This window comes from Williamsia sp. z34 (assembly GCF_059553395.1).
In genome coordinates this window covers 35,012-57,047 of the sequence record NZ_JCANWW010000015.1, presented here as the reverse complement: position 1 = coordinate 57,047, position 22,036 = coordinate 35,012, and the positions used below count along the sequence as shown (strand labels likewise).

Below are 22,036 nucleotides of genomic sequence, written 5' to 3'. Positions count from 1 at the left end.
TAAATGCAGGTCTCCTTTGTCGCATTCGAATGGGGCCCCGTTGTTAAGCTCATAAGATGCCGTTCCCGGATCATCCAAGCCACCCCGACCTTCCCGCGACAAGCTGGGCGGTGCTGGGCATGTTGTCGTTCGGTGAGGAACTGACCGGCAACGACCTCAAGAGGTGGGCCGACTGGAGTATCGGCTTCTTCTACTGGAGTCCTTCGGTGAGCCAGGTCTACGCTGAACTGAAGAAGCTCGAGAACCTTGATCTGGTTCGGTCGCGCAACATCACGGAGGTCGGTGCTCGTGGTCGCAGGGTCTACGCGATCACCGAGTCGGGTACGACGGCATTGCGGCACTGGGCGCACGAGGCGCCGGTGGACACCCCTGTTCTCAAGCACGGGGTGATGCTTCGGATGTGGATGGGTCATCTGCTCGAACCCGAGCGTCTGAAGGCGATCGTGCGGGAGCACATCGCTAATCTGGAGGCGAATGCCCGCGATGCGCAGCGGCGCGCAGAGCATTCCGACGACGAGCCGGCATGGGCATTCTCGAGGATGAGCCTGCGATGGGCTGATCGTCATTTCCGGGCGGAGATCGCACTCGCCGAGCAATTGCTCGGTGACATCGACGAGGCCGCCGAATGGTTCCGGGCGGAATCCGAGATGAGCTCGAACGGCGTCCTCATTCCGCGGCACCCGGGACGGTGGCGTGATGCCGAGGATCCCGACGAGCGTAGGGGCGGTGCGACCTCCCGATAAATGGAAAGGCCGCTCGGCGCCCGAACTGTTTCCGGCCACCTCACTGACGTCGTGGTGGTTCTGCGTTGGGCCGGAGCGGCAACGAGCAATAGGCGATGAGTTGCGGTGTGGCGGAGCGTGATCGGAGTTGTGATCGGCGCGCGAGCCGTGCGGTTGAGCCAGGAATTACGCCGACGTGCGCACGGATTCGCTGAGTGATGCCATCGGACGCGGCGAGTGACTTCGCTGGAGTACCGGTGCCACCTGCTTGTCCAGGCTCCGCCAGATTGCCGCCGCTGCCATCCGCACCTGCCCGCCGAGGCGGTGGTCGAACGACATCTGTCCGACCGGCCCGCACAACGACACAGCAGCGATCGTTGAACCGAGCGGGCCGACGGGTACGGCGATGCAACCGACGCCGGTGACGGACTCCCCGCGTTCGAACGCGATGCCCTGGTCACGGATGCTGTCGTATTCCGAACCGACCTGGCCGTTATAGGCCAGCAATGCCTTTCCGATGGCGGTACGGGTCGCGGGGCGGCGGGCTCCCACTCGCGTGGGCACCAGGGAGCCATACTTTCCGCCGAGCTTCTGTCGATAGACGATATCCGAACCGTCGAGTACCGCGAGGTGGACCACAAATCCGGTGGTCCGGTGCAGGTGCATCAGGTGGGGGAGTGCGGCCGTGTGCAATTCGTCGTTGTGGACTGCGAGTGAACCGAGTTCGACCAAGCGCAGCCCGAGGGTGTAATGCCGTGCTTCACGCTGGAGCCAGCGCAACTGCACCAGATGATCGAGCATGCGATGTGCAGACGATCGGGGCAGGCCGGTCCGGCGGACGATCTGGGCAAGTGTCAGGCGTCCGGGGCCATCGAAGCTGTCGAGGATGAGGGAGACCCGATCCAGGAACGCAGTGGGTGTCGACCGGTCGAGCTCGGCTTGCATGGTCATTAGGCCTCCTAATCATTCGCGGCGCTCAGCCTGCGACGTTGCTATTTCTATTAGGAATAGTGCCATAGGAGTGCCAGTTTGTGAAGCGGGTCACGTGCCCGTGCGTCGCGATTCTGATCAGATGGCGGTGGTGGGTCATGGGCGGCGGGGAGTCGACCGCTGGGCGGGAGTGTGCATTTTGCTCGGCCGATCACTCGCTTACCGTCGCTCCTACGGGCGACACCTGTCACATGAACCGGCCCAAACGAAGGAAGATTCTGCAATGAACAACAACGTCGAAGAACTCGATGCCGTCGTCGTCGGGGGCGGTATCGCGGGAATGTACGCCGTGCATGCCCTGCGCCAAAAGGGCGCTGCAGTACATGGTTTCGAGTCGGCCTCGGGTTTTGGCGGTACGTGGTACCACAATCGCTACCCCGGCGCACGCTGCGACATCGAAAGCGTTGATTACTCATACTCGTTCGACGATGACCTGCAGCAGCGGTGGGATTGGAGCGAACGATTCGCCACCCAGCCCGAGATTCTCGCGTACCTCGAGCATGTAGCCGAGTCTTTCGACCTGCGACCGAGCTTCTCGTTCGAGACCCGTGTCGTCGGTGCCGAATTCCGGGAGCGCGAGCAGCGGTGGCATGTCACCACCGACACCGGGCGCACCCTTCTGGCGCGGTTCTGTATTTTCGCCACCGGACCGTTGTCTGCGACAAACTTGCCAAACATCAAGGGCCGAGATGACTTTGGCGGAGAGTCGTATCATACCGGCGCCTGGCCTCACGAGGGTGTGGACTTCCGTGGTAAGCGGGTTGGCGTCATCGGAACCGGTTCGTCGGGCATCCAATCGATCCCGGAGATCGCTCGTGAGGCCGATCATCTCTACGTCTTCCAGCGCAGTGCGAACTACACGATTCCGGCGGGCAACCGGCCGCTGAGCGAGGAACTGAAGCGGGATATCAAGGAAAATTACGCCGAGCGCCGCCGTCAGGCTCGGGCCAGTGGCGGTGGGTCGCCTTTCACGCCGCACCCCAAAGGTGCATTGGAGGTCGACGAGGCCGAGCGTCGACGCGTATACGACGAGTGGTGGGACCGGGGAGGTGTGTTGTTCTCCAAGGCATTTCCCGATCAGCTCAGTGATCTCGCGGCCAACGACACCGCACGTGTCTACGCCGAGGAGAAGATCCGGGAACTGGTCCGGGATGAGGCGATCGCCGACGCCCTGACGCCGAAGGACCATCCGATCGGAACCAAGCGCATTGTCACCGACACCGGGTTCTATGAGACGTTCAATCGGGAGAACGTGACGCTTGTCGATCTGCGCAAGGCTCCCATCGAGCAGGTCACCGAGAAGGGGCTGCAGACCGCGGATGCGCACTATGACCTCGACATCATCGTCTACGCAACCGGATTCGATGCGATGACCGGCGCGCTCGACCGGATCGACATCCGGGGTCGCGGCGGTAGATCTCTGACCGAACAGTGGGCCAATGGTCCGCGGACCTACCTCGGGCTCGGGGTGGACGGTTTCCCCAATATGTTCATCGTGACCGGGCCGGGCAGCCCGAGCGTCTTGTCCAATATGGTCCTCGCCTCTGAGCAGCACATCGACTGGATCGCAGGCTGCCTCGACCACCTCGATCGGCACGGGCATTCGACCATCGAGGCAACAACCGAAGCGGTCGACTCCTGGGTCGAGGAATGCAACGAGCGGGCATCCAAGACGCTCTTCATGCAGGCGAACTCGTGGTATCTCGGGGCCAACATCCCCGGCAAGCCCAGGGTTTTCATGCCCTTCATCGGTGGATTCGGCGTTTATGGAGCCATCCTCGACGAGGTCGCGGCCTCGGGGTACAAGGGATTCGCCTTTGACTCCGGCGACGCGCAACCGTCGCCTGGAATCGGTGTCGACGGTGGGGCCTTGGCGGGAGGTGCTCGATGACCATGTCACTGGACCCGGCCGTTGCCACCATGCTCGAGGCCCTCAACGCCTCGTTCCCCGACGTCACGACGATGGAACCGGCCGAGTTGCGCGAGATCATTCGTTCTCGACGTGCACCGCTGACCCGGTCACCCGACATGCGTGCGGTGTCCGACATCGTGGTCGAGGGGCGCGGTGGAGGTCTGCCGCTGCGGGTGTACCGCCCCCATACCCCCGAAGGCGACCTGCCGGTGGTGGTGTTCGCCCACGGTGGTGGCTTCGTGTTCTGCGATCTCGACAGTCATGACGAACTCTGCCGATCCATGGCTGACGGCGTCGGAGTGGTCGTGGTCTCGGTCGACTATCGATTGGCGCCCGAGCATCCCGGGCCGGCGGCATTCGACGACGTGTACACCGCTGTGGAGTGGGCAGCCGAGAACGCGTCCGAATACGGCGGCAACTCATCTGAGCTGATCCTGGCGGGCGACAGTGCGGGTGGCAATCTGGCAGCGACCGTGGCGATTGCGGCGCGGGACCGCGGTGGCCCGGCGGTATTGGGTCAGGTTCTGATCTACCCCGTGATCGACGATGACTTCGACACCGAGTCCTACCGCCGTTTCGGCGTCGGCTACTACAACACCACCTCGTCGATGAAGTGGTACTGGCAGCAGTACGCACCACAGGGGACCGACGATGTCCGACTGGTACCGAGCCGGGCCGACTCGCTCAAGGGGTTGCCCGCCGCTGTCGTCGTGACCGCAGAACTCGATCCGCCCTGCTCGTCGGGCGACGCCTACGCCGAACGACTCGCAGCGGACGAAGTGGCGGTGACCCACCATCGGTTCGAGGGGCTCTTTCACGGATTCCTGACGTTTCCGTCGTTGCCCCAGACCGAGCCGGCACGCCGCAAGATCTGGACGATGATGGAAGAGATGATCCACCAAAAGCGCAGCGGTTGAGCACTACTGACGGTGTGGCCGGTCAACGGATCCGAGAAGCCCGGCGGGATGTACTCCCGCTCAATGGACAGACGCCCGAATTGATTGTCCCTGTGACGTAGGTTACGGACAATCGTCGAATTGAGGGAGTTTTCATGCCAAAAAGAGATGTCCCGGTTGAGCCGGCGGTCGATCGGACCGTTGATCTACTGGTGGTCGGCGCGGGAACCGGTATGGTCGCTGCGCTGGCCGCCAAAGAGCAGGGCCTATCCGTCCTGATCGCCGAAAAGACCTCATACGTAGGAGGATCCACAGCTCGCTCGGGCGGCGCCTTCTGGATCCCGGGAAGTTCGCTCCTGACCGGTTTCGGTGGCAGACGCAGCGACCCTGTGCCTGCCGCTCGCGAATACATCCGAGCGGTCGTCGGGGACTCGGCGCCGGCCGAGCGAGGTGACGCCTTTGTGGACAACGGGGCGGCGACGGTGGAGATGTTGCAGCGGCTGACCCCGATGAAATTCATGTGGGCGAAGGGTTACTCGGACTATCACCCGGAAGAACCCGGCGGCCGGGCCGAGGGACGTACTTGCGAATGTCGTCCGCTGGACGCGTCGGTGCTCGGGGCCGAGCGCGGGCGACTGCGGCCAGGGGTGATGGAGGCGCCCGTTCCGATGCCGGTCACCGGCGCCGACTACAAGTGGATGAACCTGATGGCCCGCAAGCCGGTCCGAGCGCTTCCGAAAATCTTGAGGCGGGTTCTGCAGGGGCTCGGCGGGATGGCTATCGGCCGCGAGTACCTTGCCGGTGGTCAGGCCCTGGCCGCCGGGTTGTATGCCGGTGTTCTTGCCGCCGGGATCCCGGTCTGGACACAGACGAGCCTGGTCCGGCTCATCGAAGACGACCACGGCAAGATCACTGGCGCGGTATTGCGCCAAGATGGCCGTGAGGTCCAGGTGACAACCCGCCGTGGCGTCGTACTCGCTGCCGGCGGTTTCGATCACAACATGGAATGGCGCCGGAAGTACCAGTCGGAACATCTGGCGGATCAGGCCAGTCTCGGCAGTGAAGGCAACACCGGTGACGCGATCATGATCGCTGAAGCTCTGGGGGCTGGGCTGGCTTCCATGCAAGAGGCGTGGTGGTTTCCGGCCTTTGCCCCGCTGCCCGGACGGGCGCCGCAGGTCATGTTGGCCGAGCGGTCGTTGCCCGGCTCGTTCATCGTTGACCAGGATGGACGCCGGTTCGTCAATGAGGCCATCGACTACATGACCTTCGGCCAGAAACTGCTCGAACGGGAGAGAGATGGTCGTCCGGCCGAGGAGATGTGGCTGGTGTTTGACCAGGAATACCGGAACAGCTACATCCTTGCCGGCGCGGTGTTCCCCCGGCAGCCGATCCCGCAGGAATGGTACGACGCGGGAATTGCCCATCGAGCCTCCGATGCCGGAGAACTCGCCAAGCTCATCGGTGTTCCCGTTGACACCTTCCAGGGCACCTACAAGAAGTTCAACGAGATGGCGGCCGGAGGTGTCGACGCCGAGTTCGGTCGGGGTAACAGTGCCTATGATCGGTACTACGGCGACCCGACAATCAAACCGAACCCGAACTTGCGTCCACTACAAGGGGATTCGTTGTACGCGGTCAAGTTGATCCTCAGTGACCTGGGAACCTGCGGCGGAGTTGTGGCCGATGAGAACGCTCGGGTCATCGGCGAAGACGGTCGAGTCATCGAGAACCTGTACGCGATCGGTAATACTGCTGCGAATGTCTTCGGCAGTACGTATCCCGGTGCCGGTGCAACGATTGGTCAGGGCTTTGTGTTCGGCTACATTGCGGGCCGCCACGCGGCTGCATCCGATCGCGCGGCCGGGCGCGACAAGACGCACATCGTGTGACCCACTGGGGTCTGAGTGAGCATCCATTCCGGCCGGGATCGGCACCTCGGTGGCGACCCGGCCGGAGCGGATGCTGCTCATGCGTGACGGCTTTCCGGTGCGGCAGCGCTCAGGTGGTCGGTAGTGCGGCGCGCTTGGCCTCGTCCTGCTGGAAAGCGGTGATCCGCGGGTCGGAGGTGATGAATCGTCCGGCCGCGATGTTCTCGTCGACTTCGTTGCGCCAGAACTCAACCGCGCGTTCGGTGTCGATCTCGAACTCGAATCTGTTGGTCATATCGGGCGTCACATCTTCTGCATCGACATAGAATTGTTCGTACCAGCGACGTAACTGGTAGACCGGCCCGTCTTCCTCGCTCAGCAGTGGGTTGTCGATCTTGGTCTTGTTCTTCCAGATCTCGACATCCTGGACGAAGCCCAATTCGACTCCCTTGGTGAAGGTTTGCGCAATTTCCAGGGCGTCTTCATCGCTGAGGCCGGCGGGCTTCTTCACCGCCGCACCCCACTGCAGCACGAAACTGGTGGGAGAAACCGGATAGTGGCAGTTGATCAGAGCGGTCTGGAGTTCACCGACGGGCGATTGATTCCACAGGTAGTCGATCATGTACGACGGCCCGTAATACGATGCGTCCGAACGGCCGATCGAGTCATTGTCATCGGTGTAGGTGGTGCCCAGGTCCACGTCGCCGCGAGGTCTGGTGTGCATGACCTGCGTTGCGACATGTCCTTCGAAGACATTCTTGAAGTACACGGGAAATGAGTAGTGCACGTAAAAGAAGTGCGCCATGTCGACGACGTTGTCGACGATCTCCCGGCAGTGAGATCCCTCGATCGTCAAGCGGTTCCAGGTGAACGGGGTCCACTCGCCCGAGTCGTACCCGGCGATCTCCGGAATCATGACCTCCGGCGGCGGCGGGTTTCCCTGGGGATCGTGCCAGATATACAGCTGGCCGTTCCGTTCGAGGGTCTTCCATGACTTGGTGCGGGCCAGCGGTGGTACTCGCCTGGCGTAGGGGATATCGGTGCATCGTCCGTTTGCGCCCCACCGCCAGTCGTGGAACGGGCATGCCACCGAATCGCCTTTCACAGTCCCCTGGGAAAGGTCACCACCCATGTGGGGGCAATGGCCGTTCAAGACGCTGACCTTGCCGCCTTCGCCGGTGAAGACAACAAGTTTGGTGCCGAACGCCTCAACAGAGTGGGGCTTGCCGTCGCGAAACTCATCGAGCAGTCCGAGGCAGTGCCAACCGCGGGCGAAACGAGTAGGTGGAGCCGTGGACTCGATTGTGCGAATGTCTGATTGAGGAGCTGGCATTTCGACCTCCGTGTCATCAAAGAGCCTGCGCGCCTTGCCGGCTGGAATGGATGCAGTTCATCCACTGTGACGGACGTTACAACGAGCCTGTGTCTCTGAGAATCTATGTCTCCCATTGGCCGGGAACGTGGCCTCTGCCGCCGGTGCCAATCCCTAGGCTTCGGACCGGACAGGCCCCGGCCACCGTCTGGGGACGCGAGTCGCGAAGAGCGGAGGATCAACCGGTGAACTGGAACGATGAAGTCGACGTGGTGGTTGCGGGATCAGGGGGCGTCCTGGCCGGCGCCTACGCCGCCGCGCGAGAAGGCCTTGATGTCGCGGTCTTCGAAGCGAGTGACAAGTTCGGTGGAACCACTGCGTATTCGGGTGGAGGGATGTGGTTTCCGTGCAATCCGGTCCTCCAGCGGGAGGGCGTCGACGACACGATCGAGGATGCTCTGACCTACTATCGCGCGGTGGTCGGCGACCGAACGCCTGCCGAGCTGCAGGAGACCTTTGTCCGGGGAGGCGCCGGGCTCGTCGAATATCTGGAGAGCGACAACAACATCGAGTTCGCCTTGCTGCCGTGGCCCGACTATTACGGTAAGGCACCCAAGGCGCGGGTGGATGGTATGCGACACATGACGGCTGCGCCGTTGACGTCCGAACAAGCTGCCCTGGTGCGTGATTCACTTCGACCGCCACTCGACACCGATCGTCTCGGAGCTCCGCTGCCCGATACGCTGATCGGTGGCCAAACACTGATCGCACGACTGTTGATGGCGATCTCGGCTCACGCGAACGCGACCCTGCACCTGAACTCGTCTCTGGTCGAACTGGTAGTCGAAGACGGGGCAGTCACCGGGGCGATCATCGAGTGCGATGGGGAGCGACGCGCGATCCGAGCGCGTAGGGGTGTTGTGCTCGGCACCGGAGGCTTCGAGGCCAGTGACGATGCCCGCACCGAGTTCGGCGTACCCGGTTCGGCACAGGACACGATGGGTGTCCCCACGAACACGGGGCTGGGTCTGCGTGCGGCAATCGCGGCGGGTGCAGACGTGGACCTGTTGGATCAGGCCTGGTGGTCTCCCGGTGTGACCCACCCAGATGGCCGTTCCACCTTTTCGCTGTGGGTGACCGGAGGTATTTTCGTCGACAAGAACGGCGAGCGGTTCGTCAACGAATCCGGACCCTACGACCGGATCGGACGCACTGCGCTGCGCGCCCTGGACACCGGGACACTGACGTTGCCGTACTGGATTGTGTACGACGACCGTGAGGGCGCGGTTCCGCCGATCAAGTCGACGAGCGTCTCGATGGTCGAGCCGGAGAAGTTTGTCGAGGCAGGTCTGTGGCATTCGGCCGACACGTTGGAAGAACTGGCGAAGAAGATCGGCGTGCCACCGGAGGCGCTCGTCGCCACGGTATCCCGCTACAACGGGTTCGCCGCCGCGGGGGTCGATACCGATCACGGTCGAGGTGACGAAGCCTACGACCGAGCTTTCTTCGGGGGTCACTCACCGCTTGTTCCGATCGAGAAGGGTCCGTTTCATGCTGCGGCGCTAGGCCTTTCGGATCTGGGCACGAAGGGTGGAATCCGGACCGACATCGCGGGCCGGGCGCTCGACAGGTCCGGCGCGCCGATCAAGGGGCTCTACGCAAGCGGCAACACGATGGCGGCTCCCAGCGGCGAGGCGTATCCGGCGGGAGGCAATCCCATAGCCACATCGATGCTGTTCAGTTATCTGGCCGTGCTCGACATGGTTGGTGAGAGTGGAGTGATCACGTCGTCCGACAAAGAAGGTGCCGTAGCGAACTGATCCTTCTGGCGGCAGCTCAGCCTCAATACCGAGTGGCGCCGGGTATATCACCCGGCGCCGTTCGCATGGGCCCTATCCCTGGTTGAATCGCGGATCCTCCTGCAGGACCGAGTATCTGAAATGCCGGGGCATCACCGGCCCGAATACGCGCCGCCATTGACATGGATCGTCTGGCCCGTGATGTACTCGGCGCCATCGGAGGCCAGCCAGACCGCCGCTGCCCCCACCTCGCTGCCGCGCCCCAGCCTGGGGACAAGGTTCAATGCAAAAATCTCTGGGAGAGGCGCGATTCCGGCGTCGAGTGCATCCTGCAAGTTCTCCATCAAGCCGAGGGCAAGTGTATTCACCGTGACATTCGCTTCACCCACTTCGGTGGCGATGTGGCGCAAGGCGCCTTCGATCCCCGCTTTGCCTGCGCCGTACGTGGTGGCGCCGAGGCCCTTGTTCGCAATAGAGCCTGATCCGGAGGAGATCTGGATGACCCGTCCCCACCGGCGGTCCACCATCCCACGAAGCACGCAATGCGTCGTGTTCAACGACCCATAGAGATTCACGTCGATGTAGGGAGGCCAGGTGCCGGGCGTCGAGTCGATGAACGGTTGCCGCGACCCGTTGGTAGGGATGCCCGCGTTGTTCACGAGGATGTCGACCGGACCCAGTTCCGCTTCGGCGGAACGGATGCCGTCGAGGGTCGCCTGATAGTCGGTGATATCGAACGGCGCCGCGACTGCTGTGGCCCCCATCTCGGTCAATGCGGCAGCGCCGGCGCGGGCGCGCTCGTCGAACAGGTCGTTGACAATCACCGAAGCGCCGGCCTCGGCGAAACCCCGTGCGATGGCCGAGCCGGTGTTCTGGCCGGCTCCGGTGATGAGGGTAACTCGTCCCTGCAATGACACTATTTCTCCTCTGGGTTTCAATTCCTCTGGTGCGCTGCATCACCCGCTGCGTTTCAAGCACGGGTACGGCGAGTCCACCCTGTGGAGACGGGTTTGGTTGTCCTATTTCTCGCTCAGTGGGCACCGAAGCTGAAAATCGTGACGGCGGACCTTCCGAACGTAATGTCCGATTCCACTGTGGGTCAGCCTGTTTCGCGCACAGTCAAACTTGTCGGCATTCAACCCAGAATGCTCCCGTCTGGTGGGAGCGTGTGTGGCGGCGCGGCGGCGATGCGGTGTGTTGTGAGTCACCTCTGTTCCGCCCCTCGGTAGAGGGAGCCCGAAAGGAAACCACATGAGTGTCGATTCAACGGCTGCGTCGGCGCCTGATCTGGACGAACAAGGCTGGTCATTACGACTGGTGCTCTCCCTGATCTCGTTGGTCTTGGTACTCGAAGTCCTGTCGATGAGCTACATCATGGTTTCGACCACGATTCCGCTGATCGGGGTGGAGTTCGGGACCACGCAGGGGGCCTGGATGCTGGCGTCGGTCCTGCTCGTGGGGGCCGTCGTGAGTCCCGTGATCGGTAAGCTCGCAGACACGCACGGCAAACGAAAGCTGTTGCTCTTCTGCATCGGCTTCACAGTCGTCGGATCGGTGATCTCGGCGGTGGCACCCAACTTCCCGATCATGCTCGTCGGTCGTGTTTTGTCGGGATTCTTCATCGCCACGCTGTTCTTGAGCTACTCGCTCATCCGAGATGTGTTCCCGTCGAGGATCGTTCCGCTCGCTGTCGCGATAGCGACCAGTGGCATGGGCCTGATCACCGTTCCGCTCCCGTTCTTCTCAGGCTGGTTGATCGACACCTTCGGCTTCCGCAGCGTCTACTGGTTCATCGGCGGCATCCTGATCATCTCAGCCGCGCTTATCATCGTCACCACTCCGGAATCGCCGGTGCGTCTGCGGTCTCGTATCGATCCAATCGGCGCGTTGCTACTCGGCGGTGGCGTCGGCGGTGTACTGGTGGCGATCAGCTTTGGTGATACCTGGGGCTGGAGCAATGGATCGACCCTGGCATATCTCTTCGGTGGCCTCGCGCTTCTCGTCGCATGGGCCATCTCTGCGCGCATCATCACCGAACCGTTGGTCGACTTGCGCCTGTTCGGTCAACGGCCGGTCATCTTCACAGCGATTGCCGCAGGTTTCTGCTACGCCATCTCCGCGCTCGTCGCTGTCATTTTGCCTACGATGGTCATGACGCCGGCCATCCCGGGAATGGATCTCGGATACGGATTTGGTGCTGACGCTGAAGGTTTCGCCCTTTACCAGGCTCCGGTCGGTGCCGGCGGCGTGGTGGCTGGTGTGCTCGTCGGATACCTCGTCGGCCGCAATGTGAAGCCGCGTCAGACGATGATCGCGGGTATGACCTTGTTCGTGGTCGGTGGTGTTCTGATGGCCTTCTTCCACGACACCAAACTCTCGGTGTTCATGATCGGTCTCATAATCGGTGTCGCGACAGGCACCGGCTACGCATCGATTCCCAATCTCCAGATCGCTTCGGTGCCGGCGCAATTGCAGGCATCCACCGCGAGTATGGTCGCCGTTTTCCAGAGCATGTTTGCCGCAATTCTCCCGGTTGTCGCGTTCGCCATCATGAACTCGCATGTCGCACTGGAGGTCGAAGGTGCAGTGATCTACAACAACGACGCGATCAAGTACGCATGGCTGTTGGTCGGGCTGGCCGGTGTGCTCGGCGCCGTCTCGGCAATACTCCTGCCCCGCAACATCAAACAGATCTCCGTCCCGCGAGAGCATGAACCGGTCATTGTCCTTACCGAAGCTGCGCCGATCGCGACCATCAGCAAAATTTGATCGTTGGAAGCCTTTGCGGATGCTGCTGTGAATGTCTGCAAAGTCCTGGAATAGAGACGAGAACACATTGAGCAACGCGCGAGTGTCAGGAAAGGTTACATTCATCACGGGTGCAGCGCGTGGTCAGGGAAGAGCAGAGGCGTTGCTGCTTGCCGAGGAGGGTGCAGACGTGATCATCACCGATGTCTGTGGGCCTCCGACTGAGATCGATTATCCCGCAGCGACCTCAGAAGACTTCGAGGAGACCATTGCACTCGTCGAGAAGAAGGGTAGAAGGGTGGTTCACGCACGGGTCGACGTTCGAGACCTCGCGGGCCTCGAGGGGCTGGTCCGCCGCGGCGTCGAAGAACTCGGGCGGCTGGATATCGTTGTTGCGAATGCCGGGGTCGTATCGTGGGGCCGACTGTGGGAGATGACGCCCGAACGGTGGCAGGACATGATCGACATCAACCTCACCGGGGTCTTCAACACTTTGCGGGCGGCGATCCCGGACATGATCGCGGCCGGGAACGGAGGCTCGATCATCGCGACAAGTTCCAGTGCCGGAATCAAAGCTCTTCCGGGACAGTCGCACTACAGCGCGGCCAAGCACGGCGTCGTCGGATTGGTCAAGAGTGCGGCGATAGAGCTTGCGCCATACAACATTCGCGTCAATTCGGTGCATCCGTGGGGCGTCTCGACCGCGATGGGAGCATTGGGAGCCGAGGGCGAAAAGGTGTTCGCGGACAACCCGTCCTGCGCAGCCGCCATGGGGCAGCTCTTGTTCGACCCGCCGATGTCGTCACCTGACGACATAGCCAATGCCGTGCTGTTCCTTGCATGCAATGACTCTCGGACCATCACTGCATCGCAACTGACGGTCGATAACGGAGCCGCGAGGATCTGACTGTCACCGGCGATGAGATGAGCCTGCTCGCACCGTGCTTACGGATCATGAAACCAGTAGAAGCCCTTGCGGATCCCGCGGATCGGGAGCGCTGCTTCCGGGTTTCGGTCGCGGAACATACGGTACGTGATGCCGCGATTCACTGAGGCGCTATCTCTATCGGCGGTGAGTATGGAGGGCCGAGCACCATTGAGTAACGCAATCGAACCTGCAGCGGGGCTACCCGAGCATGTCGGCGGCAAGGCGAACAGGCCCCAGTCGGGACACGACGAGGTTGCGACCAAAACGATGCTCGGAGTGGTCGTGCTGTGCGCGGCGGGGATAGCGATGTCTCTGACCCAAACGCTCATCGTGCCACTGATTCCGTCGCTGCCGAAGATGCTCGATACCTCCGCTGGAAATGCCTCGTGGGCCGTGACCGTCACCATGGCTGTGGGAGCGGTGGCCACGCCGCTGGCCGGGCGACTCGGAGACATGTTCGGGAGACGTCGCCTCTTGCTGTGCTGCATAGGTGCGGTAGGGGTGGGATCGCTGGTATGTGCAGTGGCGCCGGGCCTTCCGGTTTTTCTTGTGGGCCGTGCTCTGCAAGGTCTCGGCGTTGCTTTCGTTGCGGTCGGGATCAGTGTGATGCGAGAGTTCGTGCCGGCAGAGAAATTGGGTACCGCGGTCGGGATGATGAGTTCGTCGCTGGCCGTGGGCGGCGCACTCGGTCTACCGTTTGCCGGCTTCGTTGGGCAGACGTATGGCTGGCGAATGTTGTTCTGGGTTGCCGTGGTGGGGTCTGCGGCTTGTTTTGCCGGCATCTACGCACTCGTCAAGCCCGGTGCGATTCGGACCGGTGGTCGGTTTGATCTGACCGGCGCGCTAGGGCTCAGTGCCATTCTTGTCACGTTGCTGCTGCCGCTGAGCAAAGGGTTTGACTGGGGGTGGACGAGCCCCGTCACATTGTCTCTGTTCGGATTATCTGGCCTCACCTTCGCCGGCTGGTTGGCGTATGAACGACGCAAGCTCAACCCGTTGCTTGATCTGAAAATCGCCACGCTTCGTGCAGTGATGCTCGGAAACATCGTCGGCGTCATGAACTCGTTCGCGTTCTACGGGATGCAACTGATACCCATCCAAATGTTGATGGCGCCGTCGTCGACCCCGCATGGGCTCGGAGTCTCGATGCTGACGGCGGGGTTGTTGATGGCCCCTGCCGGAGTGGCGGCATTCGTGTCATCGAACGTCGGTGCTCGCATGGTGGCGTCGCTGGGGGCTCGACGCACTTTGACTGTTGCGGGTGTGTTGGCGAGCATTGCGTTGTCCGCGATGGCGATCGCACTCGTTGTGGGATGGGAGTTCCCGATTGTCTACTTGGTGGCGATCACCTGTGTGATCGGAACGTCCACTGGGATTTCTTATGCCACCTTGCCGACGCTCATCATGGATGCGACACCCGTCGAACAGACCGGTGAGGCGAACGGACTCAATGCGTTGATGCGAATCGTCGGGCTGGCAGCATCTGCTGCCGTGATCGGGATGATCCTGGCGAGCAGCGCAACCGAGATCGCAGGGACAGACCTGGTTGCGCCGTCGGCGTCCGGGTACATCTGGGCATCGGCGGCAGCGTTGGTGGCAGCCGTTGCCGCAGTCGTGGCAGCGATGTTCCTACCGCGTAAGACACCTACGCGGTGACGCCCACTTGAAACGAGGAAACCCCGGTCCGCATTTGGCGCGAACCGGGGTTTCACTGCTTGTGTCTCAACCAACACATCTTGCAAGACCGATCGAAATCGGTCTCTCTGTCGGGGTGGCGGGATTCGAACCCACGACCTCTTCGTCCCGAACGAAGCACGCTACCAAGCTGCGCCACACCCCGTGACAATCAACCTGCGATAGCTTACCGCAGTCCGACCGTGGCATTAAATCGCCTGGTCAGGAGCGTCAATTGGCCTCGGCACTGATCGGTGGCAGCGAGCCTTCCTGATCAAAATCGGAGTCGCTGTCGGAGACCGGTGTGAGCGTCAACAGCGACGCCTCCGGGCGGCAGCAAAAGCGCGCCGGTGCGTACGGGGAGGTGCCCAGTCCGGCACTGACGTGCAGACGCATCGACGAGCCCCACATGGACGGTCCCTTTACCCGCGAGCGGTCGAGGTGGCAGTTCGTCACCAGCGCGCCGTACAGCGGCAGGCAGAGCTGTCCACCGTGGGTGTGCCCGGCCATGACGAGGTCGTAGCCGTCGGCGGCGAACCGGTCGAGCACCCGCGGCTCCGGGGAGTGGGTCAGACCCAGTCGCAGATGGGCCAGCGGGTTGGGGCGTCCCTCGATGGTCTCGTAGCGGTCGCGGCCGATATGTGGATCGTCGACGCCCGCAGCGGCCACCCGGACCCCGGCGACCTCGAGCTCGCGGACCGAATGGGTGGCGTCGAGCCAACCGCGCTCGGTGAAGGCCGCGCGCAGGTCCTGCCAGGGCAGAGGCTCACCGTGGGACCGCTTGTGGTCCTTCTTGAAGTACTTGAGCGGGTTCTTGGCGGTCGGACCGAAATAGTCGTTGGAGCCGAAGACGAACAACCCGGGCACCGACAGCAGTTCACCAAGGGCCTGCACGACCGCGGGTACCGCCTGGGGGTGAGCCAGGTTGTCGCCGGTGTTGATCACCAGATCGGGCTTGAGGCCCGCGAGTTCCTGCACCCACGCCTGCTTGAGGCGCTGGCCGGGCATCATGTGCAGATCGCTGATGTGCAACACCCGTAGTGGGCTGGCGCCGGGCTCGAGCACCGGCAGTGTCTGATGACGCAGCGCAAAGGCATTGCGCTCCACCAGGGTTGCGTAGGCCAGGCCGGTGGCGCCGGCGGCGACCGCACCGAGCGCGATCTGCGGCAGCGTCGGGCGTGAGAGTTGATTCCCGCGCCGAGGAGCGCCTTGTAGTCCGTGAATCATGGTCCCAGAATACGCGCCGGTACCGAACCCGCAGGTTGCTCGCCCTGCGCTCGCAGCGAAATCAGTCGGTAAATGGGTTGGGAGCGGGGTGCCCCGTCGGCGTAGCTTTGATCACATGTCAACCCTCAAGGAACAGATCCGCGCTGATCTGACCACCGCCATGAAAGCCAAAGAACCCCTCGTCACCGGGACGCTGCGAATGGTCCTCGCCGCGATCGGTGCCGAAGAGGTCTCCGGCAAGACGGCACGTGAGTTGACCGACGATGACGTCCTCAAAGTGCTTGCCCGCGAGAGCAAGAAGCGGGCCGAGGCGGCGTCGATCTTCGCCGAGAACGACCGTGAAGAACTCGCCGCCAAAGAGCGCGCCGAAGCCGAGATCATCGCCCGCTATCTGCCCAGTCAGCTCGACGACGCCGAACTCGAGGCCGTGGTGAACCAGGCTTATGCGGCCGTCGCCGAACAGACCGGGGCCGAGCCGACGATGAAGCAGATGGGCCGGATCATGGGCCAGGCCACCGCACTCGCAGCCGGCCGGGCCGACGGTAAACGGCTGTCGGCTGCGGTTCGGGCGCGACTTCAGTAACGGCACAACCCCGAGTTCGCGCCACATACGTGCGTTCGCGCTGGTTGCAACCGGCGCGAACGCACGCAAGTGGCGCGAATTTTTGGTTGCGGGGGGTGGCTACGGGGGTGTCGGTATCTCGATCGGACCGATCCCCGGCACGGTGATCGTCGTCGGCAGGACCGGGGCACGTGTCGTCGGCGGCGGCTGGGGTGCCTGCGTGCGCCCGGTGCTGACATAGATAGTGATGGTGCTGCCCCTGATCGAGGTGCCCTCCGGGCTCATCCACACGACGGTGCCCGCGGTCTGAGCGTTGTCGGACTGGACCTGGCTGACCCGGAATCCGGCGTCCTCCAGGCGCTTGACGGCCGCACCTGCCCCCATTCCGGCCACATTCGGGACCGACGTGCCACCGACTCCGGCGACATAGCGGGGATCGTTGGGCGGCAGGGTGGTGGGCCCGAAGTTGTTGGCGATCGGCAGGATCGCGGTGAACCAGGTCCGCGCCGGTTCGTTGCCGCCGAACAGGGTTCCGTCGCCGCATTGCCGAAGCGGATTCGAGCACAGTTCGGACGGCGTCGGGGAGTCGTTGTAGGTGTAGGTCGCCGCGGCAAGGTTGTTGGTGAAACCGACGAACGCCGACGAGCGGTGGGCTTCAGTGGTCCCGGTCTTGCTGGATAGCGGCAGGCTCCAGCCGGTGGAACTGGCGGCACCCGCAGCCGTTCCGGCGCCGCGATCGTCGGCGCTGAGGGCGTTGGCCAGGGTGTCTGCGAGTCCGGGTTCGACGACTTTCTCACACTTGGGTCGCTCGAACGCGACTTCCTGGACCGCGGGGGCGCCGTTGGCATCGACCACCTCGTTGCCGTAGCGGTCCCGTTTGGGCTGGGTGATCGAGGCGATCGGATTGGGTGGGCACCAGATCCCGTGTGAGGCCAGGGTTGCCCCCACATTCGACAGCTCCAATGCGTTGACCGCGGTCGGTCCCAGGGTGAACGACCCGAGGTTGCTCTGCTTGAAGTAGTCCGCGAGCGACTGCTCACCGTTCCCCGAACTTCCCGGACTGGCATAGGACCGCATGCCCAGCCGCACCGCGATGTCGACGGCCGGTGCCACACCGACGTCCTGCAGCAGCTTCACGAATGCGGTGTTGGGCGACTGTGCGAGCGCATTGGTCACCGACATCTGCCCCGGATATCGGCCGACATTCCTGACGCAGTAACTGGCCGCGGGACAACCGTTGACGCCGTCGCTGCTGCCCATCCCCTGAGCCTGAAAGAACGACGGGACCGAGAGCGTCGACCCGGCGCCGAGCCCGTTCTCCATGGCTGCGGCCACGGTGAAGATCTTGAAGACCGATCCGGCACCGTCGCCGACCATGGAGAACGGCTGCGGCTGCACGGTCTGGTTGGCATTCTGATCGAGTCCGTAGACGCGGCTCGAGGCCATCGACATGATGTCGTGCGATTCGGCGCCGGGCTTGATCACGCTCATCACCGTCGCCACACCCTCGAGATCGGGATCGGTGATCTTTTGCACGCCGGCATCGGTCGATCGTTGGACGACCGGGTCGAGCGTGGTGCGGATCGTGTAGCCGCCGCGGGTGATCGCCTCGCGGTTCATCCCGTTCGCGGCGAGGAACTGCAGTGCGTAGTCGCAGAAGAATCCGGCGTCCGCGGCCGAGATGCAGCCGTTCGGCAGCGTGATCGGGGAGGGGGCGACGCCCAGCGGGGCGCTCATCGCGGCCTGGTATTCGGCGGCGCGGTTCGGGAAGTTGGTGACCATCGTGTCGAGGACGACCCTGCGGCGTTCGAGTACGCCCTCGGGATTCGTGTACGGGTCCAGGGCCGAGCTCGACTGGACCATGCCGGCCAGCATCGCCGATTCGGGCACGTTCAGATCCCTGGCCGGTTTGGCGAAGTAGGTCTGGGCGGCGGCCTCGATGCCATAGGCCCCGTTGCCGAACGGCACCACGTTCAGATAGCGGGTGACGATCTCCTTCTTCGCTTCTTGCTTGGCCTGCGCCTCACTGAGATTCCGGTCGCTCTTGATCTGTTCGGTGAGTGTGTTCTCGAGGGTCAACGCCATCCGGACCTCTTTGAGCTTGCGGGCCGGGGTCGTCTCGGTGGCGGCCCGGCGCTCCGCGTCGTTCTGGGCGAGCACCAGCAGCTGGTAGTTCTTCACATACTGCTGGTCGATGGTCGATGCGCCCTGCTGGACCTCACCGGACGACTGGTTCTTGAGGAACGCCCGGATGGTCCCCTTCCAGTCGACGCCGTCGTGGTCGAGGAATCGGCGGTCCTCGACGGAGATGATCGCCCGGATCATCTCCGGGGAGATGTCGTTGTAGCCGACCTGGGTACGTCGCTGGTCATAGAGGTATGCGATCGGCTTGCCGTTGACATCGGTCATGGTCGTGACCTCGGGGACCTGCCCTTCGATGAGCTCCGACGACACGCTTTGCATGGTGTCTGCGGCCCGGTTCGACACCAGACCGAGGCCGCCGGCGATCGGGAACAGGAGTCCGGCGAGCAGAACCCCCGCCAGGACACACGATCCAACGAGCAGGGTTAGCGATTTCGACTTCGGCACGTTCGCCACGATACGTGTCACCCATCACTGCGAAGGCGTTCGAAGGGTCTTGAGATCGACCCGATACCTCATCTGTTTGGACGTCAGTGCCACTTTTTTCAACCCAGGTCTTGACTGTCCATGACTGTGATCCATAGATTAGTTCTACTTGAATGTGACTCACATAACATTCAGTCGTAAATGCAAGTCCGGGCGTACTTCATATGCTTTAGACAGGGGATGCACATGGCGAAAGCGGCAGCTGCGACCGTAGAGAACGAAGCCAGACTGGCCTGGGTTGCCAGGGCACGGTGCCGTGAGGTTGATCCTGACCAGCTGTTTGTCCGAGGCGCTGCACAGCGCAAGGCGGCAACCATCTGTCGGCATTGCCCGGTACAACTCGAATGTGGCGCGGACGCGCTCGACAACCACGTGGAGTTCGGCGTGTGGGGCGGGATGACGGAGCGTCAGCGTCGAGCACTTCTGCGGCAGCATCCCGAGGTCACCTCGTGGAGCACATTCTTCGAAACCCAGCGCAGACGTCAAATCGTCGGCGTCGGATAAGCGGTAACACCGACAACAAAGGAGGCGGCCGGGGAGACCGCCTCCTTCCTTTGTTTTCAGCCTCTGTTGGTGATCTCTTCGGCCACGGCACGCAACGCCGTCATATCCGCGACCTCGAACGGCAGGGCCGGAACTCCCACGATCGGAACCGTGGGATGGGAGGTCGTGAAACTGTGCAGCAGATGGAGTTCACGTTTACCAGTGGTGGCACGCTCGGCGTGAATGGTCAGAATCGCCTTGGTCAGCGGATCTTCGATCTGCGCCGCCGCGGCCTCGGCGGTCGATCCGGTGATACCGGTCAGATTCGGATGGGTCCGATTGAGGATCAGCCCGGCCAGCGGCATCTTTTCCTCGGACAACCGGTCAACGAAAAATGCGGCTTCGCGCAAGGCATCCGGCTCGGCCGTGGCCACGACGGCAAACTGGGTCCCCGGTTGCTTGAGCAAGGTGTATGTCCGGTCGGCACGTTCCCGGAAACTGCCGAACATGGTGTCGAGTGACTGTACGAACACCGAGACGTCGCGCAGCGTTTCGCCGCCGATGATCGTCGAGACGCCCTTCATCGCCAGGCCCACCGCGCCGGTCACCACGCGGCCCACGCCACGTCCACCGCCGACCAGCACCTTCATCAGGCGGCCTTCGAGGAACGAGCCGAGGCGCTGTGGTGCGTCGAGGAAGTCCAGGGCGTTGCGCGACGGCGGGGTGTCGACCACCACCAGATCCCAATCATCCTGCGCCAGAAGCTGGCCCAGCTTCTCCATCGCCATGTACTCCTGCGTCCCGGAGAACGAGCTGGCGACGGTCTGGTAGAAGGAGTTGTTCATGATCGCCTCGGCCCGGTCGGGCGGCGAGTACTGGGTGACCATCTCGTCGAAGGTCCGGCGCATGTCGAGCATCATCGCGTCGAGGGTTCCCTCGCCATCGATCTTCACCGGCTGGGGACTGTTGGTCAGCTCGTCCATGCCCAGTGACTGGGCGAGTCGTTTGGCCGGATCGATGGTCAGGACAACAACTTTGCGACCCCGCTCGGCAGCCCAGACCGCCATCGCGGCGGCTGTGGTCGTCTTGCCGACTCCGCCTGCGCCACAACAGATCACAACCTTGGTGCCCGGGTCGGTGAGGATCGCACCCATTTTGAGATCGATGGGCATCAGGCACCCGCTTTCTGAAGGATCTCGGACAGGTCATAAAGGCCGCCGAGGTCCACACCTTCGTCAAAGTTCGGGAGTTGCAGCTTGTCCTTGTGCAACGTCTGCAGTTCCGCACCGGCCTCGAGCTGTGCCTGCACCCGGCTGGCGTGTTCGATGGTCTCGGTCAGCAGGCCCGCGAAGTCGGCTTCGGTGATGGTCAGGCCTGCGGCGTCGAGCTGCGACCGCAACCGGTCTGTGTCGATCACGCCATCGGCGATGTCGCTGACCGAATCTGCAGGTAGATGCTGCGGTGACACCTTGTTGATGATCAGTGACCCGATGGTGAGATCTTTGCCCTCGAGTTCGCCCACCGCCTCGATGGTCTCCTGGATCGGCATCGCCTCGAGCAGCGTCACCAGGTGCACCACCGTCTCGCTCGAGTGCAGCAGCTTCACGACGCCCTCGCTCTGATTACGCAGCGGGCCGGTCTTGGTCAGATCGGCCATCGCCTTGGTGACATCGAGGAAGTTGCCGATCCGGCCGGTCGGTGGTGAATCCACCACCACGGCATCGTAGATCCGGTTGCCCTTCTTATCGGTCCGGACCACACACTCCTTGATCTTTCCGGTCACCAGAACATCGCGAAGCCCCGGCGCGACGGTGGTGACAAAATCGATCGCCCCAATCCGGCGCATGGCGCGGCCGGCGAATCCGAGGCTGTAGAACATGTCGAGGTATTCGAGCAAGGCGTGTTCTATGTCGATGGCCAGCGCCGAGACCTGGCCGCCGCCCTCCGCGGTCGCCACCTTGCTCTCGGTCGGTGCCAGCGGTGGAACGTCGAAGATCTGCGCGATGCCCTGCCGCCCCTCGCATTCCACGAGCAGCACCTTCTTGCCCTCGGCCGCAAGAGCCAACGCGAGCGCAGCCGCGACGGTCGTCTTGCCGGTCCCACCCTTACCCGACACGAAATGAAGCCGTGCTTTCCTGGCGGCTTCCGGCCAGTGATAACCCTGGGGCTGTTCTGACGTCACCGGCTCACCTTATCCATCCGAGGCGGTGACCAACATGGCGCAGCGAACTTCGGGCCCAAGTTTTGTCGGCTCGCGCGACGGCAGTTCCGGTGGCTCGCCGCG

At 62.9% G+C, this 22,036-nt stretch carries 17 protein-coding genes and 1 tRNA gene; 10 read left to right on the top strand and 8 right to left on the bottom strand.

Annotated elements, in window-relative coordinates:
* Nucleotides 1–56: 56 nt before the first annotated feature.
* A complete protein-coding gene (locus AC51GT_RS25220; protein WP_496330511.1) occupies nt 57–743 on the top strand; it encodes a PadR family transcriptional regulator in 687 nt (228 codons plus the stop codon).
* 165 nt (nt 744–908) lie between these two features.
* Here AC51GT_RS25220 and AC51GT_RS25215 read toward each other — a convergent pair whose 3' ends face one another.
* Nucleotides 909–1,673: an IclR family transcriptional regulator gene (locus tag AC51GT_RS25215; RefSeq protein WP_496330510.1), complete on the bottom strand. Its 765-nt coding sequence runs from the start codon at nt 1,671–1,673 to the stop codon at nt 909–911.
* A 262-nt stretch (nt 1,674–1,935) separates the two neighbouring features.
* Here AC51GT_RS25215 and AC51GT_RS25210 point away from each other — a divergent pair, with 262 nt between their 5' ends.
* The 3 genes from AC51GT_RS25210 to AC51GT_RS25200 all read left to right on the top strand — a co-directional run bounded on the left by AC51GT_RS25210 (nt 1,936) and on the right by AC51GT_RS25200 (nt 6,412).
* Entirely contained in the window at nt 1,936–3,603 is a 1,668-nt protein-coding gene (locus AC51GT_RS25210) for a flavin-containing monooxygenase (RefSeq protein WP_496330509.1), read from the top strand.
* Nucleotides 3,604–3,605: 2 nt separating this feature from the next.
* A complete protein-coding gene (locus AC51GT_RS25205; RefSeq protein WP_496330541.1) occupies nt 3,606–4,541 on the top strand; it encodes an alpha/beta hydrolase in 936 nt (311 codons plus the stop codon).
* 134 nt (nt 4,542–4,675) lie between these two features.
* Complete coding sequence (locus AC51GT_RS25200) at nt 4,676–6,412, top strand: 3-ketosteroid-delta-1-dehydrogenase (RefSeq protein ID WP_496330508.1); 1,737 nt, start codon at nt 4,676–4,678, stop codon at nt 6,410–6,412.
* Nucleotides 6,413–6,521: 109 nt separating this feature from the next.
* Here the strand turns inward: AC51GT_RS25200 and AC51GT_RS25195 are convergent, their stop codons facing one another.
* On the bottom strand, nt 6,522–7,724 hold the full coding sequence (locus AC51GT_RS25195; RefSeq protein ID WP_496330507.1) for a 3-ketosteroid-9-alpha-monooxygenase, oxygenase component: 1,203 nt from the start codon (nt 7,722–7,724) through the stop codon (nt 6,522–6,524).
* A 224-nt stretch (nt 7,725–7,948) separates the two neighbouring features.
* Here AC51GT_RS25195 and AC51GT_RS25190 point away from each other — a divergent pair, with 224 nt between their 5' ends.
* Nucleotides 7,949–9,523 carry an FAD-binding protein gene (locus AC51GT_RS25190; protein ID WP_496330506.1) on the top strand — a complete coding sequence of 525 codons (1,575 nt, stop codon included), beginning with the start codon at nt 7,949–7,951 and terminating at the stop codon, nt 9,521–9,523.
* 131 nt (nt 9,524–9,654) lie between these two features.
* On the opposite strand, the gene AC51GT_RS25185 is transcribed toward AC51GT_RS25190, so the two are convergent.
* Complete coding sequence (locus AC51GT_RS25185) at nt 9,655–10,419, bottom strand: SDR family NAD(P)-dependent oxidoreductase (RefSeq protein WP_496330505.1); 765 nt, start codon at nt 10,417–10,419, stop codon at nt 9,655–9,657.
* A gap of 334 nt (nt 10,420–10,753) precedes the next feature.
* Between AC51GT_RS25185 and AC51GT_RS25180 the strand changes: the two genes are divergently transcribed.
* From AC51GT_RS25180 to AC51GT_RS25170, 3 genes are all read left to right on the top strand, one after another.
* On the top strand, nt 10,754–12,271 hold the full coding sequence (locus tag AC51GT_RS25180) for an MFS transporter (protein ID WP_496330504.1): 1,518 nt from the start codon (nt 10,754–10,756) through the stop codon (nt 12,269–12,271).
* A 31-nt stretch (nt 12,272–12,302) separates the two neighbouring features.
* On the top strand, nt 12,303–13,157 hold the full coding sequence (locus AC51GT_RS25175; RefSeq protein ID WP_496330503.1) for a mycofactocin-coupled SDR family oxidoreductase: 855 nt from the start codon (nt 12,303–12,305) through the stop codon (nt 13,155–13,157).
* 189 nt (nt 13,158–13,346) lie between these two features.
* On the top strand, nt 13,347–14,834 hold the full coding sequence (locus AC51GT_RS25170) for an MFS transporter (protein WP_496330502.1): 1,488 nt from the start codon (nt 13,347–13,349) through the stop codon (nt 14,832–14,834).
* Between the two features lie 110 nt (nt 14,835–14,944).
* Here AC51GT_RS25170 and AC51GT_RS25165 read toward each other — a convergent pair.
* Nucleotides 14,945–15,018 (bottom strand) — tRNA-Pro (locus tag AC51GT_RS25165).
* Between the two features lie 65 nt (nt 15,019–15,083).
* Nucleotides 15,084–16,079 (bottom strand): metallophosphoesterase, encoded by a 996-nt coding sequence (locus AC51GT_RS25160; protein WP_496330501.1) that lies wholly within the window; start codon nt 16,077–16,079, stop codon nt 15,084–15,086.
* Between the two features lie 115 nt (nt 16,080–16,194).
* On the opposite strand from AC51GT_RS25160, the gene AC51GT_RS25155 reads away from it, so the two are divergent.
* Nucleotides 16,195–16,662: a GatB/YqeY domain-containing protein gene (locus AC51GT_RS25155; RefSeq protein WP_496327413.1), complete on the top strand. Its 468-nt coding sequence runs from the start codon at nt 16,195–16,197 to the stop codon at nt 16,660–16,662.
* A 99-nt stretch (nt 16,663–16,761) separates the two neighbouring features.
* On the opposite strand, the gene AC51GT_RS25150 is transcribed toward AC51GT_RS25155, so the two are convergent.
* On the bottom strand, nt 16,762–19,230 hold the full coding sequence (locus tag AC51GT_RS25150) for a penicillin-binding protein (RefSeq protein WP_496327414.1): 2,469 nt from the start codon (nt 19,228–19,230) through the stop codon (nt 16,762–16,764).
* Between the two features lie 225 nt (nt 19,231–19,455).
* Here AC51GT_RS25150 and AC51GT_RS25145 point away from each other — a divergent pair, with 225 nt between their 5' ends.
* Entirely contained in the window at nt 19,456–19,773 is a 318-nt protein-coding gene (locus tag AC51GT_RS25145) for a WhiB family transcriptional regulator (protein WP_495513341.1), read from the top strand.
* A 56-nt stretch (nt 19,774–19,829) separates the two neighbouring features.
* On the opposite strand, the gene bagB is transcribed toward AC51GT_RS25145, so the two are convergent.
* Nucleotides 19,830–20,924 carry an ATPase BagB gene (gene bagB, locus AC51GT_RS25140; protein WP_496327415.1) on the bottom strand — a complete coding sequence of 365 codons (1,095 nt, stop codon included), beginning with the start codon at nt 20,922–20,924 and terminating at the stop codon, nt 19,830–19,832.
* A complete protein-coding gene (gene bagA, locus AC51GT_RS25135; protein WP_496330500.1) occupies nt 20,924–21,934 on the bottom strand; it encodes an ATPase BagA in 1,011 nt (336 codons plus the stop codon). The genes bagB and bagA overlap by 1 nt, the downstream gene beginning before the upstream one ends.
* Between the last annotated feature and the right edge of the window lie 102 nt (nt 21,935–22,036).